The organism is Streptomyces sp. NPDC006294, assembly GCF_042870895.1.
In the GTDB taxonomy this organism is placed as follows: domain Bacteria; phylum Actinomycetota; class Actinomycetes; order Streptomycetales; family Streptomycetaceae; genus Streptomyces.
In genome coordinates this window covers 139,820-163,434 of the sequence record NZ_JBIAHV010000001.1, presented here as the reverse complement: position 1 = coordinate 163,434, position 23,615 = coordinate 139,820, and the positions used below count along the sequence as shown (strand labels likewise).

General features: G+C 70.5%; 23 protein-coding genes and 1 pseudogene. 14 read left to right on the top strand and 10 right to left on the bottom strand.

Annotated features, from left to right (window positions below; all coding sequences use genetic code 11):
• The first annotated feature begins 32 nt into the window (after positions 1–32).
• A complete protein-coding gene (locus ACFYOP_RS00720; protein ID WP_356890210.1) occupies positions 33–554 on the top strand; it encodes an HD domain-containing protein in 522 nt (173 codons plus the stop codon).
• On the opposite strand, the gene ACFYOP_RS00715 is transcribed toward ACFYOP_RS00720, so the two are convergent.
• The gene (locus tag ACFYOP_RS00715; RefSeq protein WP_356889456.1) at positions 542–1,009 is read right to left on the bottom strand and encodes an NUDIX domain-containing protein; all 468 of its coding nucleotides are present in this window, start codon (positions 1,007–1,009) and stop codon (positions 542–544) included. The genes ACFYOP_RS00720 and ACFYOP_RS00715 overlap by 13 nt on opposite strands.
• The gene (locus ACFYOP_RS00710; RefSeq protein ID WP_356890208.1) at positions 996–1,769 is read right to left on the bottom strand and encodes an XRE family transcriptional regulator; all 774 of its coding nucleotides are present in this window, start codon (positions 1,767–1,769) and stop codon (positions 996–998) included. Before ACFYOP_RS00710 ends, ACFYOP_RS00715 begins: the two co-directional genes overlap by 14 nt.
• A gap of 95 nt (positions 1,770–1,864) precedes the next feature.
• Here ACFYOP_RS00710 and ACFYOP_RS00705 point away from each other — a divergent pair, with 95 nt between their 5' ends.
• The 7 genes from ACFYOP_RS00705 to ACFYOP_RS00675 all read left to right on the top strand — a co-directional run bounded on the left by ACFYOP_RS00705 (position 1,865) and on the right by ACFYOP_RS00675 (position 7,606).
• On the top strand, positions 1,865–2,590 hold the full coding sequence (locus ACFYOP_RS00705; RefSeq protein WP_356889454.1) for a haloacid dehalogenase-like hydrolase: 726 nt from the start codon (positions 1,865–1,867) through the stop codon (positions 2,588–2,590).
• 73 nt (positions 2,591–2,663) lie between these two features.
• Positions 2,664–3,566: a radical SAM protein gene (locus ACFYOP_RS00700; protein WP_356889452.1), complete on the top strand. Its 903-nt coding sequence runs from the start codon at positions 2,664–2,666 to the stop codon at positions 3,564–3,566.
• Positions 3,559–4,200, top strand: a complete 642-nt coding sequence (locus ACFYOP_RS00695) for a hypothetical protein (RefSeq protein ID WP_356889450.1) — start codon at positions 3,559–3,561, stop codon at positions 4,198–4,200. The genes ACFYOP_RS00700 and ACFYOP_RS00695 overlap by 8 nt, the downstream gene beginning before the upstream one ends.
• Positions 4,118–4,795, top strand: coding sequence for a class I SAM-dependent methyltransferase (locus ACFYOP_RS00690; RefSeq protein WP_356889448.1), 678 nt, complete (start codon positions 4,118–4,120; stop codon positions 4,793–4,795). The genes ACFYOP_RS00695 and ACFYOP_RS00690 overlap by 83 nt, the downstream gene beginning before the upstream one ends.
• Positions 4,792–5,379 (top strand): class IV adenylate cyclase, encoded by a 588-nt coding sequence (locus tag ACFYOP_RS00685; RefSeq protein WP_356889446.1) that lies wholly within the window; start codon positions 4,792–4,794, stop codon positions 5,377–5,379. Before ACFYOP_RS00690 ends, ACFYOP_RS00685 begins: the two co-directional genes overlap by 4 nt.
• A gap of 591 nt (positions 5,380–5,970) precedes the next feature.
• Positions 5,971–6,345: a DUF1304 domain-containing protein gene (locus ACFYOP_RS00680; RefSeq protein WP_356889444.1), complete on the top strand. Its 375-nt coding sequence runs from the start codon at positions 5,971–5,973 to the stop codon at positions 6,343–6,345.
• A 61-nt stretch (positions 6,346–6,406) separates the two neighbouring features.
• On the top strand, positions 6,407–7,606 hold the full coding sequence (locus ACFYOP_RS00675; RefSeq protein ID WP_356889442.1) for a damage-control phosphatase ARMT1 family protein: 1,200 nt from the start codon (positions 6,407–6,409) through the stop codon (positions 7,604–7,606).
• A gap of 173 nt (positions 7,607–7,779) precedes the next feature.
• Here the strand turns inward: ACFYOP_RS00675 and ACFYOP_RS00670 are convergent, their stop codons facing one another.
• Positions 7,780–8,742: a hypothetical protein gene (locus tag ACFYOP_RS00670; protein ID WP_356889440.1), complete on the bottom strand. Its 963-nt coding sequence runs from the start codon at positions 8,740–8,742 to the stop codon at positions 7,780–7,782.
• 151 nt (positions 8,743–8,893) lie between these two features.
• On the opposite strand from ACFYOP_RS00670, the gene ACFYOP_RS00665 reads away from it, so the two are divergent.
• The gene (locus tag ACFYOP_RS00665; protein WP_356889438.1) at positions 8,894–9,718 is read left to right on the top strand and encodes an excalibur calcium-binding domain-containing protein; all 825 of its coding nucleotides are present in this window, start codon (positions 8,894–8,896) and stop codon (positions 9,716–9,718) included.
• A gap of 25 nt (positions 9,719–9,743) precedes the next feature.
• On the opposite strand, the gene ACFYOP_RS00660 is transcribed toward ACFYOP_RS00665, so the two are convergent.
• Positions 9,744–10,358, bottom strand: a complete 615-nt coding sequence (locus tag ACFYOP_RS00660) for a hypothetical protein (RefSeq protein WP_356889436.1) — start codon at positions 10,356–10,358, stop codon at positions 9,744–9,746.
• 261 nt (positions 10,359–10,619) lie between these two features.
• Here ACFYOP_RS00660 and ACFYOP_RS00655 point away from each other — a divergent pair, with 261 nt between their 5' ends.
• The gene (locus ACFYOP_RS00655) at positions 10,620–11,558 is read left to right on the top strand and encodes a CHRD domain-containing protein (RefSeq protein WP_356889434.1); all 939 of its coding nucleotides are present in this window, start codon (positions 10,620–10,622) and stop codon (positions 11,556–11,558) included.
• A 140-nt stretch (positions 11,559–11,698) separates the two neighbouring features.
• Positions 11,699–12,001 (top strand): hypothetical protein, encoded by a 303-nt coding sequence (locus ACFYOP_RS00650; RefSeq protein ID WP_356889432.1) that lies wholly within the window; start codon positions 11,699–11,701, stop codon positions 11,999–12,001.
• A 331-nt stretch (positions 12,002–12,332) separates the two neighbouring features.
• On the opposite strand, the gene ACFYOP_RS00645 is transcribed toward ACFYOP_RS00650, so the two are convergent.
• Positions 12,333–13,787, bottom strand: a complete 1,455-nt coding sequence (locus ACFYOP_RS00645; RefSeq protein ID WP_356889430.1) for a DUF445 domain-containing protein — start codon at positions 13,785–13,787, stop codon at positions 12,333–12,335.
• Between the two features lie 113 nt (positions 13,788–13,900).
• Here ACFYOP_RS00645 and ACFYOP_RS00640 point away from each other — a divergent pair, with 113 nt between their 5' ends.
• Positions 13,901–15,145: an SGNH/GDSL hydrolase family protein gene (locus tag ACFYOP_RS00640; RefSeq protein ID WP_356889428.1), complete on the top strand. Its 1,245-nt coding sequence runs from the start codon at positions 13,901–13,903 to the stop codon at positions 15,143–15,145.
• Positions 15,146–15,495: 350 nt separating this feature from the next.
• On the opposite strand, the gene ACFYOP_RS00635 is transcribed toward ACFYOP_RS00640, so the two are convergent.
• The gene (locus ACFYOP_RS00635; protein WP_356889426.1) at positions 15,496–16,197 is read right to left on the bottom strand and encodes a DUF1707 domain-containing protein; all 702 of its coding nucleotides are present in this window, start codon (positions 16,195–16,197) and stop codon (positions 15,496–15,498) included.
• 170 nt (positions 16,198–16,367) lie between these two features.
• On the opposite strand from ACFYOP_RS00635, the gene argG reads away from it, so the two are divergent.
• Positions 16,368–17,816 carry an argininosuccinate synthase gene (gene argG / locus ACFYOP_RS00630; RefSeq protein WP_356889424.1) on the top strand — a complete coding sequence of 483 codons (1,449 nt, stop codon included), beginning with the start codon at positions 16,368–16,370 and terminating at the stop codon, positions 17,814–17,816.
• Positions 17,817–17,898: 82 nt separating this feature from the next.
• Here the strand turns inward: argG and ACFYOP_RS00625 are convergent, their stop codons facing one another.
• Genes ACFYOP_RS00625 through ACFYOP_RS00615 form a run of 3 tightly spaced genes read right to left on the bottom strand, consistent with a single transcriptional unit; the run spans position 17,899 to position 20,459 of the window.
• On the bottom strand, positions 17,899–18,855 hold the full coding sequence (locus ACFYOP_RS00625; protein WP_356889422.1) for an ATP-binding cassette domain-containing protein: 957 nt from the start codon (positions 18,853–18,855) through the stop codon (positions 17,899–17,901).
• Between the two features lie 7 nt (positions 18,856–18,862).
• A complete protein-coding gene (locus tag ACFYOP_RS00620) occupies positions 18,863–19,666 on the bottom strand; it encodes an ABC transporter permease (RefSeq protein ID WP_356889420.1) in 804 nt (267 codons plus the stop codon).
• Positions 19,659–20,459, bottom strand: coding sequence for an ABC-2 family transporter protein (locus ACFYOP_RS00615; protein ID WP_356889418.1), 801 nt, complete (start codon positions 20,457–20,459; stop codon positions 19,659–19,661). The genes ACFYOP_RS00620 and ACFYOP_RS00615 overlap by 8 nt, the downstream gene beginning before the upstream one ends.
• A 224-nt stretch (positions 20,460–20,683) precedes the next feature.
• Here ACFYOP_RS00615 and ACFYOP_RS00610 point away from each other — a divergent pair.
• A pseudogene (locus ACFYOP_RS00610) lies at positions 20,684–23,212 on the top strand (transglycosylase domain-containing protein); the annotation flags it as partial.
• Between the two features lie 50 nt (positions 23,213–23,262).
• Here the strand turns inward: ACFYOP_RS00610 and ACFYOP_RS00605 are convergent.
• A complete protein-coding gene (locus ACFYOP_RS00605) occupies positions 23,263–23,583 on the bottom strand; it encodes a multidrug efflux SMR transporter (protein WP_356889416.1) in 321 nt (106 codons plus the stop codon).
• Between the last annotated feature and the right edge of the window lie 32 nt (positions 23,584–23,615).

Sequence of the window (23,615 nt, the reverse complement as noted above, 5' to 3'; positions counted from 1 at the left end):
CGACGGTGGGCCGGGCGTCACGTGTGGCCGAGATGGAGCTCAGTGGCGTGCTGCCGCGCCGATGGGCGCACACCCAAGGGGTCGCTGCCCGGGCGGCCGAGGTTGGGTGGATCATGGGGAAGGATGCCGACCTGCTGGTCGCCGCTGCGACACTGCATGACGTGGGATACGCACCCCGTCTGGCCCTCACAGGGTTCCATCCGCTCGATGGCGCACGCTTCCTACGTGATGCGCATGGCGCTGACCAGCGGCTGTCGCGATTGGTCGCCAACCATTCGTTCGCGTTGCTGGAGGCCGAGGAGCGTGGGCTGCGAGAGGAACTGGCTACGGAGTTCCCCCTGCTTGAGGAGTCTCTCCTGGTGGATGCGCTGGTGTACTGCGACATGACGACGACGCCTGACGGCGGCCGGACCACCGCGCAGGATCGGGTGGCCGAGATTGCCGGCCGCTACGGGGCCGATTGCATCGTCGGACGGTTCATCCGTCGAGCGGCGCCGGAGATTTTCGCCGCTGTTGAGCGAGTGGAGGCGGCGCTGGCGGTTCAGCCAAGGTAGGGGTACGTCCCGGCGAGATAGTCGCCGATCTGCTGGCGCATGCTGGGGTGGACGTCGTACTGGTCGAGCTCTGCGGGCTGGATGAAGCGGACGCCGTCGGCCTCGTCGTTGACAGTGGGCGCACCGCCGATGGGTCGGCCGATGTAGGTGTTCTCATACTGCTGGCGGATCTCGCCATCGGTGTAGGCGACGATGTGGTTCGGGTTGGTGTAGACGCCGAGGAATCCGGTGATCTCGGCAACGATCCCGGTCTCCTCCAGGCATTCCCGGACTGCGCACTGGGCCGCCGTCTCGCCGATGTCCTGGGCGCCGCCGGGGAGGGCCCACTGGCCGGTGTCGCGGCGGCGCTGGAAGAGGATCGCGCCACTGTCGTCAACGACGAGCAGATTGCTGGCGGGGATGAGGGTGTTGGCCTTGGGCGCGTCGGGGTCGTTGTAGTACTCAGTCCTGCCCATGTGCGGCGGTCCCCTCCTGGTCGGGTGTCCAGGGCCGTGCGGTGACCCAGACGGCTTCGAAGCTCTGAGCGTAGTTGTCGAACCATCCTGCGCCGACAGTCCTGTGGAGGTGGAGCAGGGGGTTGGCGCTGGCCGGTTGGCCCCACACGTGTGGATTGACCAGCAGGTTGTCGTCGTAGCGGAACAGAGACGTGTAGAGCGTGGTGTCGTGCAGCCGAACCTCGCATCCAGCCTCGGACAGCAGGGGGCGGTAATACGTCAGGGAGGCACGGATCTTGGCGGCCAGAGTGTCGCCGATGCCTTCCTCCCGGCCCCGGACGCCGACCGCCTGGCCTTCCGGGTCGCCAAAGCACAGGCGCACCTGGACGCCGTCGGCGGCACGCTCGGCAAGCATCTTGGCAACATGCGGATTGGACTGCGCGAAGAACGTGCCAGAGAAGACGAGCACGCCGACCTCTGACCGGGCCTCCCGCAGTAGAGAGAGCCACATGTCCCGCGGGACACTCGCGCGGTCCTGATAGGTGCCCACGAGCTCGCTCCCTAACCCGTCACCGGATCGCCCGGCTCTCCGTGGAGGTGAGGGCCAGAGGAACGTCTCCTCCACTCTGAGGTGGCGAGCGACCTTGAAACGATGCCGTGGGTGAGGAACACGCCCTCCGAGCCACCGGCTTACCGTCTTGGGGTCCACCTCGCAGACTTCCGCAAGCGATTCGGGTGGGACGCCTCGCTGGGCGAGTACGGAGTGCAGTCGCTCGTTCACAGAGGTTATCGAAGCGGCGGTCGGCGTGATCACGCAAGGACGTTGTGGGACGTTCGTGCGGGATCCTGTCGCGTCAGGTTCCCTACGCTGGCGGTATGGAGCTCATCGTCCTGTGGGACATCGACCACACCCTCATCGAGAACGCGGGGGTGACCAAGGAGATCTACGCCACCGCATTCTCGGCACTCGCGGGACGCCGGCCGACCGGGCCGGCGCGGACCGAGGGGCGCACGGACCGTCTGATCATGCGCGACATGTTCCTTCGAGACGGTCTTCCCGAGCCGGACTGGCCCACTGTCGAGACCGCCCTGGCCAACGCCGGAAAGCGGCACCTCGTCGATCTCCAGGTACGGGGCACAGCTCTTCCAGGCGTGCGCGATGCCCTCAAAGCGGCCTCGGCACACGAGGCATGGGTGTCTTCGGTCCTGACCGGCAACATCGCGGCCAACGCCCGCGTGAAGCTGTGCGCGTTCGGTCTCGATCCTTTGCTTGACCTCTCCGCAGGGGCATACGGCGCGGACGCCGAGCTTCGTCCTGACCTTGTGGCCGTCGCACGCGAGCGCGCAGGCTGGCTCCACAATGTGCCGGCGGACGTGCCCGCGGTGCTCGTGGGGGACACACCGCGAGACGTCGAGGCCGCCCTCTCCACAGACTCCGGGATCATCGCGGTCGCCTCGGGCATACACAGCGCCGAGGAGCTGAGCGCCGCCGGAGCTTCCGTGGTGCTGCCGGATCTGTCTGACACCGCGCAGCTTCTCGGAATTCTGGAGACCTTCACTGCGCAGGGCAAACGTCCCAGGACGTCCTCGAGCTGTCCCTAGACGCGGTAACGCGGTCCCCGGAGGCTCAGCCACTATCAGGGCTCTCATCAGGCAACGAGCCAAAGGAGCCCACGTGATCGGGGAAGTTACCGGGATCCGGAAAATCCGGATGCTGTACCTCCAGCTGCTGTACCGCTGCAACTTCGAATGCCTGCACTGCTTCCACGGCAAGAGGCTCCAGCACGCCGACGCCTTCAATGCTGAGCAGGCCGTCAACCTTCTCACCCTGATGCGTGAGCGGTACGGCACCGAAGCAGTCACACTGCTCGGTGGGGAGCCGTTCGTCTACCGGGACCTCGCCCAGGTCGTCCAGTACGCCAAGGAGGAACTGGGGCAGCGCGTCGAGATCTGCACCAACGGGTACCGGATCGAGCGCCGCCTGACCGAAATCGCTCCCCACCTGGACTTGTTGCGAGTCTCGCTGGAAGGCGTCGGCTCAACCAACGACCGCGTCCGCAAGTTCGGCAGTTATCAGGCAGTGCTCAGCGCACTCAACCTCGCGCGAGAACTCGGCGTGGCAACGGGCGCGACCATGACCGTGACGTCGCGGAACATCGACGAGGTGCTGCCGCTGGCCCGCATCCTGCAGACGTTCGGGGTCCAGCAACTGAAGCTGCACCACTTGAGGGCAGTCGGCAACGCCACAGACCACCCGGAACTGCTGGTCACCGATCCGGCCGCCTACAGCAGGCTCCGCGAGAAGCTCCAAACCGCCAGACTTGCCATCGAGATCATCATTGACGAGGACCTGTCCGAGCAAGGTGCTCCGGAAGTTTGTGCCCCGGCGCCTGACCCGGGCGAGATCGAACGGATCGAAGCCGACCCGCGCGGCGCACTCACCCTGTCCTGCAAGGCTGTCGGCAAGGACTCGCACGCCTTCTGGTACGAGAAGTCCGCCAACCGCATCGTCCACCGGCCCTCCACCACGGACGAACTCACGCTCGCAGTGCCGAACGTGGTGTACACCCGTGCCTGACCATCCCCTTTTCGAGAGCCTCGAAGGCCTACGGGGCACCGGCAAGTCGACCATCGCGCCGATGTTGGCCGAGGCCCGCCAAGCCGTTCTCGTGCCCACCGTGCCCGCGGTGTACCAGCCCTTGAGGCATGAGGTGGACAAGCGGGCGAATGCCGAGGCAAGGGTGTGCTTCTACCTCTCCGCACTCTTCACCGCAGCCGACGAGATACGGCGCCACCTGACGGCCGGTGTCCCCGTCGTTGTCGAGAGCTATTTCGCCCGCTGTCTGGCCAGCCACCGCGCCGTCGGCGCCGACCTCGACATCACATTGCCGCCCACCCTGCCCCAGCCCGTCACCTACCACCTCGTCTGCGCCGAGGACGAGCGCCGACGCCGCCTCACAGCGAGGGACAAGCCGGTCTCCCACTGGGACGCCCTCGTCGAGACCGCCTCGGACCGCGTGACCAACGCCTACGCCCTCTTCCCGATGCACCGCGTGGACACCACGGACCTCAGCACCGACGAGGTCCTCCAGGCGATCCTCGCCCCCGACACGCCAGGAGCACACTCCCGTGCAGACACAGAGTTTGTGGGAGCACACCCTCACCTTCTTCCCCCAGTTCCTCGCCAGGCTGAGCGAGCGGGTCTCCCCTGACGCCACCGTCGCGGTCGTCGGCGCGAGCGACGGCAAGTTCGTCCTGCCCCTCGCCGCCGCCGGGTACCGCGTCATCGCCATCGAACGAGACCCGCTCGCCCTGCACGGTGGCGAGGTCAGTCTCCCGGGTGGCACGCAAGCCCACGCTATGGGCCTGATCGACCGGCTCAAGCTCGAAGAGCGTTCCAGCCAGGTGCACGTCGTGGAAGAGGACTTCCTGCAAAGCGCGCCGCTGAACGTGCCCTGCGACGCGATCTGGACGAGCTGCTCGTGGCACTACAGTGCCAACCACCACCGCCCGCTCGCCGAGTTCGTCGAGCGCATGCAGCGCTTGATCCGCCCGGGCGGGCTGTTCGGCGCGGAGTTCATGATGCCCGTCGAGAAGCGCCACTACCTGGTCGAGCACTACACGTCCCCCGAGCGCCTGCGGCACCACTTCATTGGCGACTGGGACGTGCTGCTCACGCTGCGCACGAACGAGTTCTCCGAGCGGGCACACATCGGACAACCCCGAGACCACACCCACCGCATGGGCCTGTTCCTAGCGGCCCGTACATCCGCCCTTCACCACCGATACGGAAAGCAGGGCTCATGAAGCACGAGTACGAGGCGAAGTTCCTGGCTATCGACGTCGCCGACCTTCAGAAGAAGCTCACAGCCCTCGGCGCCATCCAGGCGTTCCAGCGCACCCTTCTCACTCGGAAGATCTTCGAGAACGACTCCCTCGACGGCGGAGCGTGGCTCCGCCTGCGGGACGAGGGCACCCGCTCAACGCTTACGCTCAAGCAGGTCACCGACGCCACCACGATCGACGGCACCACAGAGATCGAGACCGAGGTCACCGACCTGCACGCCATGGCCGACATCCTCCGCCGGCTCGGCCTCACCGAAGTCCGGTACCAGGAGAACTACCGCGAAGAGTGGCGCCTGGGTGAGGTCGCCTTCGACTTCGACACTTGGCCCGACCTCCCCACCTTCGTTGAGATCGAAGGTCCCGACGAGGCATCCGTCCGACAGGCCGCTGCCCTGCTGGAACTCGACTACTCCGAGGCACGGTTCGGCAGCGTGGATGAGATCTACAAGAGCGAGGCCGGCCGCGACATCCTCGCCGAGCCCACCCTCCTCTTCGCTGATGCCGAGAAGGAGAAGACTTCACCCGCGACGGTCCGAGGCAATTGATCCTGAAGGCGGAGAGGCAATGCTTCCGGAACTCGCGCTACCACACAGGGTGATCCCCTGGATCACCGAATTCGCCCGCGGAGGTCTGCCCGCGCCGGCCTCCACGGACGACGGCAACCAGTGGGTCGACGGCTTCTGCTGGCTCTACTGCGGGCAGCGGCGGACCCGTGTCCTGTGGATCGGCCCTGCAAACGTCGCCGGTGCCCAGGCTCCCATGTACGCATGCGGGGCCTGCATCCGCGAGCTTCAGGAACGGGTCTGGCGGTCCCTCCTCAACAAGGACGAACCGGCTCTGCCTCGTCGGTCGAACGAGACCGCCGAAATGGAACCATCCCCCGCCCGGCGTACAGGCAGGCACCGGGGACAAGGCAGGTTCCTGCGCCGGACTTGAGCCCCCGCCCTGGCCACTGAAACGCCTGCTCACCCCTCGGCGTGACCTGACCAGGGCGGTCAGGTCATGCGACGACGGCTCCGGGCCATGATGTCCGCCTTACATCCCACTCGGGGAACTCATGTGCCCGCGCCCGTCCGGCGGGTGACCCGGCAGAGTGTCGGCCCCGCGGCCCGGCATGCGCCCCGGACCATGGACCCATGAACGTCGTCAGTCAGGTCTTCGCCCTGATCGCCGCGGCCGTGCACGTCGTCGTGTGGCCGTTGGAGAGCTTTCTCTACGGGCGGCCGCAGGTTCGGGTGTTTCTCACCGGGAGTACCGCTGACGCGCCCGAGGTACGGCTGTGGCGGTTCAACGTCGGCTTCTACAACCTGTTCCTCGCGCTGGGCCTGATCGCCGGGTTCGTCGCCCTGCACCTCGGGCACGAGACGGTCGGGCGGACGCTGATCGTCTACCTCTCGTTCTTCATGATCGGCGGAGGCATCATGCTCTTCGTCTCCGACCCGAAGCTGTGGCGCGGCGCGCTCGGGCAGGCCGTGCCCCCTGCCGTCGTCCTGCTCGCGGACGTCTTCTGAACCCCGGCCCCCGCCCAGTCGTCATGATGGAGGGGCAGCCGACCGAGGAGTACGTGACGCCATGCCCGTAAGCGACGACGACGCACCCGTGATCCTGAGCAGCGAGCCCGGGTCGTTCGCCTGGGGGGTGCTGGCCAAGCGGCATCCGGCGCTCATCGAGCAGGTCCGCGAGGCGTTCCCCTGGGGGCCCGCGCAGCACGCGGCGCTCGACGAGCTGCTGGAGGAGACCGCCGGCGGGGTGATCGAGCCGCTCGACGCGGACGCGCACGACCGCGAGCGGTGGGCGGCGTGGGGGCGGGGGTACTTCGGGCGGTCGTGGTTCGACGTGCCGTTCCTGTGGGCCGAAAGCTACTTCTACCGCCGGCTGCTCGGCGCGCTCGGTCACTTCGAGCCCGGCCCGTGGCAGGGGATCGACGTCTTCGGGCCCTTCAAAGCCGCCGAACTGCGCAGTGCGACCGTCGACGACGAGCTCGCCGCGCTCGACGACCTGGCCGGGCGGCCCGCCGACGTCCAAGGGCCCGCGCTCCTGGGCGCGTCCCTGTGGGGCAACCGCGCCGACCTCGGGTTCCGGCTCGACTCCGGCGGCGCCCACGAGTCGACGGGCACCGGGCCCGACTCGCGGCTCGTCGCCGACGACAGTGCGCGGCTGTGGTCCCTTCTGCCGCCCGGCGGCGTGGCGGCCGTGCACCTCGTCGCGGACAACGCGGGCCGGGAGCTCATCCCCGACCTCGTCCTCGTCGACCATCTGCTGCACTCGGAGCGGGCCGCGCACGTGGTCCTCCACGTGAAACCGCACCCGTACTACATCTCAGACGCGACCATGTCGGACGTCGTCGACAGCCTGCGCCGGCTCACCCAGGCGCCCGCTGCCGGTTACGCCGCCCTGATCGGGCGGCGGCTGTGGGACGCGATGGCCGACGGGCGGCTCACCGTACGGGCACACGAGTTCTTCTGCGCGCCGTTCGGGTACGACGCGATGCCCGACGGCCTGCGTGAGGAGTTCGCGGCCGCCACCATGACCGTGTTCAAGGGCGATCTGAACTACCGCCGCCTCGTCGGCGACCGGCTCTGGGAGCCGACCACGCCCTTCGCCGAGCGGACCGCGTACTTCCCGGGCCCGGTGGCGGCGCTGCGCACCCTGAAGTCGGACGTCATCACCGGCCTGGACCAGGACGTCCTGGCCACGCTCGAGGGGAGCGGCCAGGCATGGCGCACCAGCGGAACCCATGCCTTGGTTCAGGTCGCCGCCCCGTCCCGCTGAGAGGGCTCAGCGGTGGCTCAGCACCTCGACCGCCTGCCCGTTCGGGTCCCGTACGAAGAACCGGCGCACGCCCCGCTCCTCAGGAGTCGTGTACAGATACGTCGGTCGTCGCGGACTGTCGGTACACGACTCGGCTCCCCGGGCCCAACAGAGGAACACCCCAGGCCGCGCGCTCACCCCGTCTCTTGCACTTCCCGTACCACCACGCCCTCCACCGGAGCGCCGCCCGCCAGAGCGTCCTGGATGGTCGCCAGGACGTGCCCCGGGGTCTCGCGAAGCTGCGACGGTGACACGGACAGGACCCTCAAGCCGTGACGGGTCATGAGGTTGCGCCGCGCCATCGTGCGTTCCCACCCCTCGGGGTTCAGGTGCCATTCGCGGGAGTCGACCTCCAGTACCACGCCTCCGTGCGGCCAGTAGGCGTCGGGGCAGGCCAGAAACGTGCCGTCCGCCAGGTGGAGAAGCGGATTCCACAGTGGCGGCGGGATCGGGGACGCCCGCAGCACAGCGCGGGCGTCGGATTCGGCGATCGAGCGGACACCGGCCGCGAGACCTTCCATCGTCGCCACCACTCGAGGGTCGCTGCAACGGTGAACGGCCCGCAGTGCCTCGGCCAGTTCCGGTACCGTGCAGCGGCGCTGCTGGACGACCTCGGCCAGGAGCGCGGTGACCTCTCGCTGATCGGCCAGGTAGGGAACCGCGTCGGCAGACGCCCTCGCGGGCGTGGCGCAGGGCAGCCCTTCGATACGGCGGCCTTGCAGGGAACGACGGGTGCGATGGACCCGCACGTACCCGGCGCCCCGCGGATTGCGGCCGTCCGACACGACTACGTCCACCGTGTCGGCCCGCTCTCGCGGGCCCGCCGCGCGGACGCCGTACAGCCTGAGCGCAGCCCGGCCGGTGAGCAGTGCGTGGTCGCCCGCGTACAGCACCGCCGTGTGTAATCGCTGGCGAGGGCTCGGGCGTCCCGTCTGCAGCAGGACCACGCGTGGCAGCAGGCGCCGCCACGGGCCGTCCGGGCGGCAGCGGTCCGAGATGGTCGAAGGGGCGCAGCCGAGGGTGGTCAGTTGGCGGTAGGTCGCGAGGCCGTCCTGGGTTCGAGCGAGGCGAGCGACCGGGGCGAGGCGTGTTCGCATGATCGCCCCCTACCCTTTCCACACACGCTTTCATCACGGATTCATCATCATGGGCACATCTTCTTCACCAAGGTGGCACGCTCAGGCTCTCGTTCATCTTTCGGACAGCCTTGGGGGGCACATGAGAGCAAGAGGGATACGTACACGGGTCGTGCCGGTCGTCTGCGGGATCGGGCTGGCGGCGGCGCTCGTCGGGTGCGGTGGGGACGGCAAGGACGTCAAGCCCGCCGCCGCGACCTCGAGCGCCACGCCCTCCCCGTCGCCGACGCCGACCGCCTCGCCACAGCCCGATCTGGGCCTCGAGGACGACGTGGAGAGCGCCGAGGCCGGCGAGGAGATCGTGGTAGAGGCGCTGGACAACGACACGGTCGCCCTCTCCGGAGCCCCTGCCGGACCGCTCGCGGACGCGTGGGACAGCGCGGAGCACACGCTCACCGTCGACAGCCCGCCCGGTCACGGAACCGCCGCGGTCGACGGCACCGGCATCACGTACACGCCCACCGCCGGGTACGGCGGCGAGGACGAGTTCACGTACCGCGTCGAGGTGAAGGGCGTGGACGGCGGCGAGGCCGTCTCGGCCACCGCCGTCGTACGGATCACGGTCGCGAAGCCGGCGCCCAAGCCGACGCCCACCCCCACTCCGAAGCCCAAGCCGAAGCCCGAGCCGGCGTTCATGTACGACAACTGTGACGCCGCCCGCGCCGCCGGAGCCGCTCCCGTCCGCAAGGGTGAGTACGGGTACGGGCCGCACCTCGACCGCGACGGCGACGGCGTCGGCTGCGAGCCGTACAGCGGCGGCGGCACAAACGGCGGGAGCAGTGGCGGCAGCGGCGGGACCACCGGGGGCGGGTCGGGCAGCACGTACTACGCCAACTGCACCGCCGCGCGGGCCGCCGGGGCCGCGCCGGTCCGTGCCGGGGACCCCGGATACGGACGGCACCTGGACCGCGACGGGGACGGGGTCGGCTGCGAGTAGCAACTCCGGCCGGGCCGCGGGCTGGTCACGCTTCGGACTTGATCAGCTTGCCGTCGGTCGCGATCACGAACCACTCCCCGTCCAGGCCCTGGCCGTTGACGTCCCCGGCCGTCACGTCGCCCACGTAGTAGTAGAGCGGCCAGTCGCCGTAGACCGCCTGCTCCGCGCCCGCGCCGAGCTTGACCTCCTTGAGGAGTGACGCGTCGGCACCGCCTTCCGCCGTCACGTCCTTGGGCGAGATCAGCGCGGGCCACACCGCGATGCAGTCGGCGTCGCAGTTGGCCTGGCCCGGCTTGTCCTTGGTGAAGCCGTAGAGGGTGCGGCCCTGGTCGTCGACGAGGATCGTGCCGAGTTCCGACTCGGCCGTCCGGACCGAGACGGAGGGGGCGGGCGCCTGCTTGGCCGGCTGGTCGGCGCCCGTGGCGGGCTCGTCGCCGGTGGACGGGGCGGCGTCGGCGGGCGCGTCCGCGGGCGGCTCGGCCGGGGCCTGCCGGTCCGCCGACTCCCCGGCGGCACCGGCGCCGTACGAAGAACCGGACCCGCCGGAGTCCTCACAGGCGGTCACGGTCAGCAGTACCAGCGCGGTCAGCGGTGCTGCGATCAGGGCCTTGGTCCGGGCACTTTTCCGGGTGCTGCGCATGGTGTGTCCTTCGGCTTCCGGTGCGGTGACGGGCATTGCGTACGACGGCGTTGCGTACGACGGCGCTCCGTACGACGGCTTGCGGACAGCCGCGTCGCGTAGGCGAGTGGTGCGTCGTCGTACGGCGGGTGGTACGAGGGCAACTGCGCGGCCGTTCAATGGGATTCGGCGGCTTTCCGGATTGAACGGCCCGCGCGGGCGTCGCGTACAAGACGGCGACCGACCGGACCGGGTCGGCCCCCAATGAGAGGTCCATCCGCAATGCACAAGCGCACTCTCGCCGTGCCGGCCGCCGCCCTCGCGCTGGCCGTGACCGGTGTCGTCCCAGCCGTCGCGAACGACAGCCACGGAGGGGGGCGAAGTACGTCGCAGACCGCCGCCACGTTCACGAAACCCAGTCACGGGAAGGCCGTCACCTTCGCCGTCGTCATGACGGGCGCGCACGAGGTGCCCGACGCGACCGGCGCCGCCGTGAACGATCCCGACGGGAAGGCGGTGGCCCTGATGCAGGTGAAGGGCGACCGCGTGGTCTTCGCGATGCAGTGGGAGGGGTTCGTACCGAGCCAGGGCCACATCCACCAGGGCGCCGCGGGGCAGAACGGCGACGTCAAGGTGCCGCTGTTCGGCACCGCGATGCCCGACTCGCTGCACTCGGCCGCCGGGCACACCACCTTCACCGACGCGGCGCTCGCGAAGAGCATCGTCGAGCACCCGTCCGGCTTCTACATGAACCTGCACAGCGAGGAGTTCCCCGGCGGGGCCGTGCGCGGCCAGCTGAAGCTGCTGCACGAGAACATCAACCCGCTGCACATCATCAAGGGCGGGAAACTGCGGGCCCTGGCCAACGGCGCGCAGGAGGTCGCGAACAACGACGCGACGAAGGTCAACGACCGGGACGGCAAGGCGGTGACGTTCCTGCACCCCAAGGGGAAGACGGTCGACTTCTCACTCGCCTGGGTCGACATCAAGGCTCCCAGCGCCGCGCACATCCACAAGGGCGAGTTCGGCAAGAACGGCGACGTGGTGCTGGGCTTCTTCGACAAGCCGGTGCCCGAGGGGCTGTTCGCGGTCTCCGGGCGGCTGAACGACCAGCACGCCGGAGTCGTGAAGGAGATCCGCGACAACCCGTGGGCCTTCTACTCCAACATCCACACCGAGGAGTTCCCGGACGGGGCGGTCCGCGGCCAGCTCTTCCACTAGGCCGATCCGCCCGCCCGACCCAGGCGACGAGGGCACGAGGGCGACGAGGGCACGAGGGCGACGAGGGCACGAGGGACGAAGAGGACGACGCTCTACGCTCGGGACGAACGGTGACAGCGACAACGCGAAAGGCGGCAGCGATGGCCAGGGTTCCCGCGGCAGTGGTGGCGGCAGGCGGACTCGTCGGCGGGTACGGGGTGGCCCGATGGACGAGGCAGCGCCCCCTCGGCGGGCTCGCCCTCGGCGCGGCCGGAGCGGTGGCCGCCCGGCAGTGGCACCAGGACGCCGGGCCCGGTGCGGCGGCCGGGCTGAGCGCCGCGTACCTGGCCGCCTTCGCCGGGTCGCATCCGCTGGCCAAGAAGGTCGGCGCGTGGCCGGCGGTGTTCACGGTCGCCGCCGGCGTGGCGCTGGCCTCGTGGACGGTCACCCGGCGCGGTCACTGACCGGCTACGGAAGCGGCCCGGGCCGGGATGCCGGCCCCCGGACCGGGCCGAACGCACTGCCGCACCCGAAAGCGGTGGAGCCCGGCCCCCGGACCGAGGCCGAGCCGGAAGCCTCGGAATATGGTCCCCGCGGACCGGGCCGAGCCGGAAGCCCGTTCCGGGTGCCCGGAAGCCGCGGAGCCTGGTCCCATCAGATCCGACCCAGGGCCAGACGCGGAATTCCCGGATTCAATGATTCCCCGGACCCGGCTGAACGCTTCCGGCCCCCCGTACGTATTCATCGGTACCTCCCCATGAGGCGCTGGGCGCGCGACCGTCGGGCAGGGACCGGTCACGCGCCCAGCGCATGGGCGACGGTGTAGATGACCAGGCCGGCCAGCGCGCCGACCACCGTGCCGTTGATCCGGATGAACTGCAGGTCACGGCCGATGTGCGCCTCGATCTTCCGGGACGTGTGCTCCGCGTCCCAGCTGGCGACTGTCTCCGAGATGAGCGAGGTGATCTCGCCGCGGTACGTCGTCACCACGTACACCGCGGCGTCCTCGACCCAGCCGTCCACCTTCGCCTGGAGCCGGCTGTCCGTCGCGAGGCGCGAGCCGAGGGAGAGCAGCGAGGCCCGGGCCCGCAGGCGCAGCTCGCTGCGGTCGTCCTCGGCCGCCGAGATGATCATTGCGCGTACGGAGGACCAGGCCGACGCGATCACGTCCTGGACCTCGGAGCGCGACAGCAGCTCCGACTTCATGCGCTCGACGCGGGCGCGGGTGTCCGTGTCGGACTGGAGGTCGGCGGCGAAGTCGCCGAGGAACCGGTCGATCGCCCCGCGCGCCGGGTGGCCGGGCATGTCACGCATCTCGGCGAGGAAACGCAGCAGCTCCCGGTACACGCGGTCGCCGATCTTCCGGTCGACGAAGCGCGGCGTCCAGCCGGGCGCCCCGCCCTCGACCGCGTCCATCACGGAGTCGGAGTGCAGGACAAGCCAGTCGTGCGCACGGGAGCAGATCAGGTCGACGGCGCGGCGGTGGGCGCCGTCCGCGACGACCTTCTGGAGTGTCTTGCCGAGGCCGGGCGCGATCTCGGCGGCCTCGGCGCGGCGGGTGATCGCCTCGCCGACGACCGCCTGGACGTCGGAGTCCCGCAGCACGGTCATCGCGCCGCGCAGGGCGGTGGACAGCTCGGCGGTGACCCGGTCGGCGTGGGCGGGCTCCGCGAGCCAGGCGCCCAGCCGGCTGCCGATGCCGACGGCGCGCAGCCGGACCCGTACGACGTCCGAGGAGAGGAAGTTCTCGCCGACGAACGAGCCGAGGGAGGCGCCGAGCTGGTCCTTCTTGTTCGGGATGATCGCGGTGTGCGGGATGGGGATGCCGAGGGGGTGACGGAAGAGGGCGGTGACGGCGAACCAGTCGGCGAGCGCGCCGACCATGCCGGCCTCCGCGGCGGCCGCGACGTAACCGGTCCAGTCGCCCAGGCCCGCGTTCTTCGCCCAGGTGGCGAGGACGAAGACCAGTGCGACGAGCCCCAGCAGCGCGGTCGCGGTCGTCTTCATCCGGCGTACGCCGCGGCGCTTCTCCTCGTCGGCCTCGGTGTACGCGAACGAGGGCAGCGCGGTGGAGGGCGCGGGCCGGGTACCGCGGACGCCGGCGCCCACGGCCCCGTCCTCCATGTGCACGCCCCCGTCGCGCCCGACGCCGACGCCGGCGGCCCGTTCGCCGTCGCCCGGCTCCCCCGCCTCGCCCGGCTCCCCCGCCTCGCCCGGCTCCCCCGGCTCGCCCGGTTCTCTTCGTTCCATCCGCTCCACCCGTCCGCGACCGCGTCCGTCCGTGACGCCCCTGCCACTCGTCCCTACATCAGGTACTCCCGGGCCGCGCATCGAGTTCCCGGACCGTGCGAGATGATGTGTGCATGAATAAGCGTCGGGGGTATGTGAACCTCGCAGCCCTCATGACCACAATTGCCCTCATATGCGGTGGAATCTACCTCGGTGTCGGCGCCGTCAAGAAGAAGCCCGAGGTCCGCACTCCCCCGGCGGCCGTGCCCGAGTGGATCGGCACCTGGTCGGCGAGCCCCGTCGACGCCGCCCCGGCCAATTCCGTGGTCGGCAGGCCCAGCGGACGCGACGGCCGCTCCGTACGGAACGTGGTGCACACCAGCATCGGCGGCACCGCCGCCCGCGTCACCTTCTCGAACCTGTACGGCACCGAGCCGCTGCGGATCAGCGGCGCGTCGCTCGCCGTGCGTGCGGGCGCCGGCCCGGCCGCCGTCGAGGGCAGCCTGCGCCGGATCACCTTCGGCGGAGCGTACGAGGTGACCGTCGACCCGGGCGGGCGGATCGTCAGCGACGCGGTCGTACTGCGTATCCCGTACGACGACGACCTGCTGGTCTCCGTCCACACCCCCGGGCCCGGCGGGCCGGTCACCACCCACCCGTACGCCCTCCAGACGTCCTACGTCGCGGACGGCGACGCCACGCAGGACGAGACGGGCGCCGGGTACGAGGACCTGACCAGCTCCTGGCACCACGTCACCGCCGTCGACGTGCTGACCTCGCAGGCGCGCGGCGCGATCGTCGCCGTCGGCGACTCGATCACCGACGGCGCGCTCTCGACCCCCGGCTCCAACCAGCGCTGGCCCGACGTCCTCGCCGACCGGCTCGGCGGCCGCTACGGGGTGCTCAACCAGGGCATCAGCGGCAACCGGCTGCTCGAGTACGGGCGCGGCCCCAGCACGCTGGAACGCTTCGACCGCGACGTCCTGACCCGGTCCGGCGCACGGACCGTGATCGTCGCCATCGGCATCAACGACGTACTGCGCGCGCCCCACGCGCCCACGGCGGAGAACGTCACCGCGGGCCTGACGGAACTCGCCGACCGCGCGCACGCCCGCGGCTGGCGCGTGATCGGCTCCACGCTGACGCCGTGCGGCGGCCACCCGCGGTGCACGGCGGCCGCGCAGGCCGAACGCCTGAAGATCAACACGGCGATCCGCTCGGGCGGCATCTTCGACGCGGTCGTCGACTTCGACGCGGCGCTGCGGGATCCGTACGCGCCGGGGCGGATGAAGGCGGTGTACGACTCGGGGGATCATCTGCATCCGAGCGACGCGGGGTATGTGCGGATGGGGAGCGTGGTGGATGTGAGGGCGCTGTAGGGGGCGGCGGGTGCGTGGCGCCTGCGGCGAGCTTGACCCCTACCCTCCCCCTGCGGCCTGGCGGCCGCGGGGTGACCCCCACCTTCCCGAAACCGGCGGCTCCGCCCCCGGACCCCGTACCGCGCTCCGCGCGGTGGCCTCAAACACCGGCCGGGCTTGAGTTGCCCGGCAAGTTCCAGCCTCGCCGGCGTTCGAGGCGCGGGGCTCGGGGCAGCGCCCCGACGAGACGGGCAAGTTCCAGCCCCGCCGGCGTTCGAGGCGCGCGTCCGGGCAGAGCCTGGTCTCGGGAAGGGGCGGGGAGGGGAACACGCCCCGCGCAGCGGACACGCCCCGCAGCGCGACCCGCGCGGCTACGCCTCGCCCAGTTCCTTACGGTCGTTCCCCTTCGTCAGCTTCCGCTCCCGCTCCCGCTCCGCCTTCAGCCGCTGCTTCTCCGCTCTCGTGAGCTTGCGCTCCACACCCACCCCGCCCATCAGCGCCAGCCCTCTGACGATCACGCGGGGCGCGGCCGGGTCCGGGTCGGCGTCGACGCGGCCGTGTTCGTCGAAGCCGCCCATCAGGCCGATGCCCTTGACCTCCACGTTCAGGCCGGGCGGCACGGTGACCTGGATGCCGCCCATGATCGCGATGCAGTCGATCACGGTCACGGCGTCCTCGAAGCGGGCTTCGCGCAGGTCCAGCTCGCCGCCGCCCATCAGTGTGAACGCGGTGAACCTCCGGCCGATCGTCCAGCTCCCCCGGCGCCCGAAGCCCCCGCAGAACGAGAACGCGAACTTCGACGTCGCCGGGCTGCCGACGCGCCCGGACCAGGAGCCGCGGTCCGGCACCGGTCCGGAGGCGGGAGCGACGGTGGCGCCGGAGCCGGCCGGTGCGGGCAGGTCCCGTACCAGCGGTTCCAGGTCGCCGTGCGTACGCGCCCGGTACGCCGCGTCCAGGCGCTGATCGAACTCGTCCATGTCGAGCCGGCCCTCGGCGACGGCGTCCCGCAGCCGTTCGGCGACCCGCTCCCGTTCGGCATCGGAGGCACGCATCTCGGGGAGTTCGCTCGTCATACGGTCAGCCTAGTCAAACCGGCCAAGAAATTCGCCGGGCAGAGCGGTTCGGCGGTTTCCTGCCGCAGTCCCGCGTGTTGGACCCAGGCGCCGCCTTCGAAAGAGCCTCTCGGTCTCGTCTCTGCCGACCGCATATTGCATGATCATGCGAGACCATGCATACTCTTACCATGTCCAAGGTCCTCACCTCACTGCCCACCGGCGAGCGTGTCGGCATCGCCTTCTCCGGCGGCCTCGACACCTCGGTCGCCGTCGCCTGGATGCGCGACAAGGGTGCCGTCCCGTGCACCTACACCGCCGACATCGGCCAGTACGACGAGCCCGACATCGCCTCGGTGCCCGGCCGCGCGAAGGCGTACGGCGCCGAGATCGCGCGTCTGGTCGACTGCCGGGCGGCCCTGGTCGAGGAGGGCCTCGCCGCGCTCGCCTGCGGCGCCTTCCACATCCGCTCGGGCGGGCGCGCGTACTTCAACACCACGCCGCTCGGCCGCGCCGTCACCGGCACCCTGCTGGTCCGGGCCATGCTCGAGGACGACGTACAGATCTGGGGCGACGGTTCGACGTTCAAGGGCAACGACATCGAGCGGTTCTACCGCTACGGCCTGCTCGCCAACCCCCACCTGCGCATCTACAAGCCCTGGCTGGACGCGGACTTCGTGACCGAGCTCGGCGGCCGCAAGGAGATGTCGGAGTGGCTGCTCGCCCACGGGCTGCCCTACCGCGACAGCACCGAGAAGGCGTACTCGACCGACGCCAACATCTGGGGCGCCACCCACGAGGCCAAGACCCTGGAACACCTGGACACGGGCGTCGAGACCGTGAACCCGATCATGGGCGTGCGGTTCTGGGACCCCGCGGTGGAGATCCCCGCCGAGGACGTGACGATCGGCTTCGAGCAGGGCCGGCCCGTGACGATCAACGGCAAGGAGTTCACCTCCCCCGTCGACCTGGTGATGGAGGCCAACGCGATCGGCGGCCGCCACGGCATGGGCATGTCCGACCAGATCGAGAACCGGATCATCGAGGCCAAGAGCCGCGGCATCTACGAGGCGCCCGGCATGGCGCTGCTGCACACGGCGTACGAACGCCTCGTCAACGCGATCCACAACGAGGACACCCTCGCCCAGTACCACAACGAGGGCCGGCGCCTCGGCCGGCTGATGTACGAGGGCCGCTGGCTGGACCCGCAGGCGCTGATGGTGCGCGAGTCGCTGCAGCGCTGGGTCGGCTCGGCGGTCACCGGCGAGGTGACACTGCGGCTGCGGCGCGGTGAGGACTACTCGATCCTCGACACCACCGGCCCCGCCTTCAGCTACCACCCGGACAAGCTGTCGATGGAGCGCACCGAGGACTCGGCGTTCGGCCCGGTGGACCGGATCGGCCAGCTCACCATGCGCAACCTCGACATCGCCGACTCCCGCGCCAGGCTCGAGCAGTACGCGGGCCTCGGCATGGTCGGCACCGGCCAGGGCGCGCTCGTCGGCGCAGCGCAGGCGGCGTCGACCGGGCTGATCGGGGCGATGCCGCAGGGTGGCGCCGAGGCGATCGCGTCCCGCGGCGAGGTCTCCGGCGACGAGGAGATGCTCGACCGCGCCGCGATGGAGTTCGGCACCGACTGAGCGCCTCGCCCGGTGAACAGGCCTTGTGTGCGGGCCACGGCCGGTCCGCACACAAGGCAGAGCCGAGCCGCCCGCACGCCCGTCACCCCGCCCGCTCCGCGTACATCTTCGCGATCACCGCCTCGATGTCCGGCTCCCGCACCGACAGGTCCACCAGCGGATACCGCTGCGCCAGCTCGGCCACCAGCGGCGCCGCCGACGCCGAGGCGGGGAACGCCAGCCACTGCCGCGGCCCCTCCACCTTCAGCGTCCGCGCCGACGCCAGTTCGATCGGCGGCAGTTCCCGCTCCAGGTCCACCACCAGGGTCCGCTCGCTCTCGCCGATCTCGTGCAGTCCGGCGAGCGCCCCGTCGTACATGAGCCGCCCGTGGTCGATGACCATCACACGCTTGCACAGCTGCTCGATGTCGGTCAGGTCGTGCGTGGTCAGCAGGACCGTCGTGCCGCGCTCCGCGTTCAGGTCGCGCAGGAACTCCCGGACCTTGGCCTTGGAGATCACGTCGAGCCCGATGGTCGGCTCGTCGAGGTACAGCACCTCCGGGTCGTGCAGCAGCGCGGCCGCGATGTCGCCGCGCATCCGCTGCCCCAGCGACAGCTGACGCACCGGCACGTTCAACAGCTCGGCCAGGTCCAGCAGTTCGACGCAGCGGTCCATGTTCCGCCGGAACACCGGGTCGGGTATGCGATACATACGGTGCATCAGCCGGTACGAGTCGCGCAGCGGCAGGTCCCACCAGAGCGTGGTGCGCTGCCCGAAGACCACGCCGATCCGCTGCGCGAGGCGGGTCCGCTCCTTCGCCGGGTCGATGCCCGCGACCCGGAGCCGGCCGCCGCTGGGGGTGAGGATGCCGGTCAGCATCTTGATGGTGGTGGACTTGCCGGCGCCGTTCGGGCCGATGTAGCCGACCATCTCACCGCGCGGGACGGTGAAGCTGATCCCGTCCACGGCCCGCACCTGGTGCCTCTCCCTGCGCAGCCGGCCCTTCTTGCGCCGTACGTCGAAGACCTTCTCGACGCCGTCGAGTTCGATGAAATCCACTGTGCCCTCAACTTCCCGTACTGCGGTACGAACGGAGCCCGGCCCGCCAGGCCAGCGTCGCGAGCCCGAGGCAGCCCGCCGCGACGACGGGCGGCAGCAGCGCGAACCAGTCGGGCAGGCCGATCGGGTCGTCGCGGCCCAGCACGTACAGCGACGGCACCCAGTTGACGAAGGCCAGCGGCACGACGAACGTCACGCCGCGCACCAGGTCCTTCGCGAAGATCGACGGCGGATACTGGAGCAGGGTGTTCCCGCCGTACGTGAACGAGCTCTGCACCTCGGCGGCGTCCTGCGCGAAGAACTGGAACGCCGCGCCCGCCACGAACACCGACGCGAAGATCGCACTGCCGCTCAGCAGCATGAGCGGCATCATCGCCGCCTTCGCCGCCGTCCAGTCGATGTCGAGGCTCACCAGTGCGTACGCGAGCACCAGCAGCCCCTGCGTGATCCGCCCGAGCCGGCGCAGCGCGAACCGGTCCGCCGCGACCTGTGCGAGCACCGGCACCGGCCGCACGAGCAGCGTGTCGAGCGTCCCGTCGCGTACGCGGCGCCCCAGCCGGTCCATCGACCCCATCACCAGGTCGGCGAGGCCGAAGGCCGTGCTGGTGGTCCCGTACAGGAACGCGATCTCCGGCAGCGTGTAGCCGCCCAGCGTGTCGACGTGCGAGAACATCAGCAGGATCGCGACGAAGTCCAGGCCGGTGGCCGCGAAGTTCCCGAGAGCCGTCATCGCGAACGACGCCCGGTACGCCATCGTGGAGCGCACCCACATCGCGACGATCAGCCCGTACGCCCTGAGCGCGTCAGCCACCCTGGACCACCACCCGGCGCGTCGCCACCGACTGGAGCATCCGCCCGGCCGCCAGCAGCGCCAGCGCCCAGCCGCCCTGGAAGGCGTACGCCTGGAGCAGGCCCCAGCCCGTGTACGTACCGAGGAACACGTCGGCGGGGACCTGGAGCAGCGACGACCACGGCAGGGCTCTCGCCACCTCGCCGAGCAGCCCGGGGAAGAGGTTCAGCGGCAGCAGCATCCCCGAGAAGAACAGGCCGGCCAGCCAGCACATCTGCATCACCCCGGCGCCGTCCATCAGCCAGAACGCCGACAGCGCCACCAGGAACCGCACGGCGAAGCTCACCACCACACCCAGCGCCACCGACACCAGGAAGGCCAGCCACGTCAACGGCGAGGCGGGCAGCGCCAGGTCGAAGGCCAGCGCGCCGAGCACCATCGGCGCGATGCCCCGCCCCAGCAGATGGAAGGCCGCCCTGCCCAGGTCCCCGGCCAGCCACCACAGTTGGAGGTCGGCCGGGCGGTAGAGGTCGATGGCGATGTCACCGGTGCGGATGCGCTCGATCAGCTCGTCCTCGAAGCCGCCGCCCATCATGGCGCAGGTCATCAGCAGCGCCTGGCCCAGCCACACATAGGTGAGCGCCTGGGACTGGTCGTATCCGCCCAGCTGCGGACGCGCGTCCCAGAGGGCTGTATAGGTGTACGCCAGGATGAAGCCGAAGACGGTGTTGGTGAACACCCCCGCCGCCGTCGCCACCCGGTACGTCGCATAGCGCCGGAACCCACCCGCCGCGACGACCGCATAGAGCCGCACGACCACTCCCCCTCCACGCGACCACCCGGGCACCAAGCGCACGACCCCAGGGCCTCTCGTTCGGATCTTGCCGGGCTCGCGTGCCCTGGCACCGCACCTCGCTGATCCGGCCTGATCCAAACGGAAGACCCTAGCCGAGCACGGTCGGCCACCGCGAGGGGATTTCCGGTGCCGGGAGCGCCGGAATACGGGGGATAACAGGCGAAAAAGTGCAGTATGGGTTCATGAGCGACGAGCCGCAGCAGCAGGGCTGGACACCCCGGGACGCGACGGCAGCCGACCCGTCCGACAAGGCCGAAGCCAAGGAGAAGACCCCTGACAAGGGGAAGGGCGGCAAGGCCGAGGACAAGAAACCCGAACGCGGCGCGGACGAGGCCCCCGACGCCGAGAGCGGACCTGCGGCCGCCGAGGACCCCGCCACGAACCCGGCCCCGGACCCCGATCCGGACACCCCCGAGGACTCCGCCACGGCCGACGCCATCCCCCCGGCCGACGACCCCGACGCGGGAACCAAGCCCGGCGACGACGGGCCGCCGGCCGCCGGAGCCACCGCCACCGCGGGCGCGAAGAAGACCCGCAAACGCCGCCCCCGGCGCACCGGCTGGCGCCGCGCCGTCCCCACCTGGCGCATCACCGTCGGCAGCCTGCTCATCGCGTCGCTGCTCGCCATCGGCGCCCTCGTCACCGGCTACCTGCTCGTCGACATCCCGCCCGCCAACGCCGCCGCCACCGCCCAGACCAACGTCTACCTCTACGCGGACGGCACCCACATCGCCCGTGACGGCGACATCAACCGCGAGAACGTCTCCCTCGACAGGATCCCGCTCCCCGTCCAGCAGGCCGTACTCGCCGCCGAGGACCGCGACTTCTACAGCGAACCCGCCATCGACCCCCAGGCCATGGTCCGCGCCGCCTGGAACACCGTCACCGGCAAGGGCAAGCAGTCCGGCTCCACCATCACCCAGCAGTACGTCAAGAACTACTACCTCGGCCAGGAACAGACCGTCACCCGCAAGGTGAAGGAGTTCTTCATCGCCATCAAGCTCGGCCGCAACCAGAGCAAGCGCGAGATCCTCGAGGGCTACCTCAACACCAGCTACTTCGGCCGCAACGCCTACGGCATCCAGGCCGCCGCCCACGCCTACTACGGCAAGGACGTCGAAGACCTCGACGTCGCACAGGGCGCCTACCTCGCCGGACTCCTCAACGCGCCCAACTCCTACGACGCCGCCACCCACCCCGAGAAGAAGGACGCGGCGGTCGCCCGCTGGAACTACGTCCTCGGCGGCATGGTCAAGGAGAATTGGCTCAGCCGCGAGGACCGCAGGAACCTGACGTTCCCCATGCCCCGTCAGGCGAGGCCCTCCAGCGGGCTGTCCGGCCAGGGCGGCTACATCGTCCAGGCCGTCGAGGACCATCTCGCCGCCCGCGGCATCCTCGACGAGCAGACCCTGGCCACCGGCGGCTACCGCATCACCACCACACTCCAGCGCGCCAGACAGGACGCGCTCACCGCCGCCGTCAACGACCGGGTGATCTCGAAACTCGACAGCGAACGCGAGGCCGACCGCGACGTCCGCGTCGGCGGCGCCTCCATCGAACCGGGCACCGGCAAGGTCGTCGCCATGTACGGCGGCATCGACTACACCCAGCAGTACGTCAACAACGCCACCCGGCGCGACTACCAGGTCGGCTCCACCTTCAAACCGTTCGTCCTCGCCGCCGCCTTCGACAACCACGCCGTCACCCAGGAAGGCCGGCCCATCGCCCCCAACGCCATCTACGTCGGCGACAGCAAACGCCCCGTCCAGGGCTGGAACGGTCCCCGCTACGCCCCCGAGAACGAGGACGACGTCTCGTACGGCCCGATCACGGTCCGCGAGGCCGCCGACAACTCCGTCAACGCCGTCTTCGCACAGATGGCCGTCGACGTCGGCCCCGCCCGCGTCATGAGCACCGCCATCGCCCTCGGCCTGCCCAGCACCACCCCGGACCTCAGTCCCTCCCCCTCCATCGCCCTCGGCCCGGCCACCGCCGGCGTCCTCGACATGACCGGCGCGTACGCCAGCCTCGCGGACCACGGCAGGCACACCCCGTACACCCTCGTCGAGAAGATCACCAAGAACGGCGTCGACGTCGCGATCCCCGAAACCCGCACCGTGCGGGCCGTCAGCCGCGAGGCCGCCGACACCACCACCTACGTCCTGCGCGGCGTCGTCGACGGCGGCACCGGCTCCGCCGCCCAGTCCGCCGGCCGGCCCGCCGCCGGCAAGACCGGCACCGCGGAGGAGGACAGAGCCGCCTGGTTCGCCGGCTACACCCCGGAACTCGCCACCGTCGTCGCCGTCATGGGACAGAACCCGAAGACCGGCACCCAGACATCGCTGTACGGGGCGCTCGGCATGTCACGCATCAACGGCGGCGGCGCACCCGCGGAGATCTGGGGGCAGTACACCGCGGCCGCCCTCGAAGGCACCCCGGTACGCGACTTCGAACTGCGGCTCGCGCCCGGCGCGGACGACCCGCCCCCGGAGCGGCGGGACCCCAGCGACCCGAACGACCCGAGCGGCTCCGGCGACCCCGAGGAGGCGTACCGGCCCCGCGACCCGGGCGAACAGGCCGGCGAAGGACGCGACAGCGGCCCGTACGGCTCCGGCGGTGCCCGGCCCGACACCAGCCGGCACCCCGGCGCACCCGGAACCTCCCCCGAAGGGACCCCGGGCAGCACCACACCGACCGGGCCCACCGCGACACCGCCGACGCCGTCCGCTCCTGGCGAGGCCGCCCGGCCCGCCGGGCAGACTCAGCGACCCGAGGTCGCCTTCAGACCGACCACCGCGACCAGCAGCAGACACACGAAGAAGATCCGGGCGGCGGTCACCGGCTCGTTCAGCACCACCATGCCGACCACCGCCGCACCCGCCGCCCCGATCCCGACCCACACGCCGTAGGCCGTACCGATCGGCAGCGTCTTCGCGGCGTGCGACAGCAGCAGCATGCTCGCGACGATCCCGGCACCCGTGAACACGCTCGGCCACAGCCGGGTGAACCCGTCGGTGAACTTCATCCCGATCGACCAGCCCACCTCGAGCAGACCGGCGACAACGAGCAGAACCCAGGCCATGACGGCACCTCCGAGACGCGGAACAACGCGAA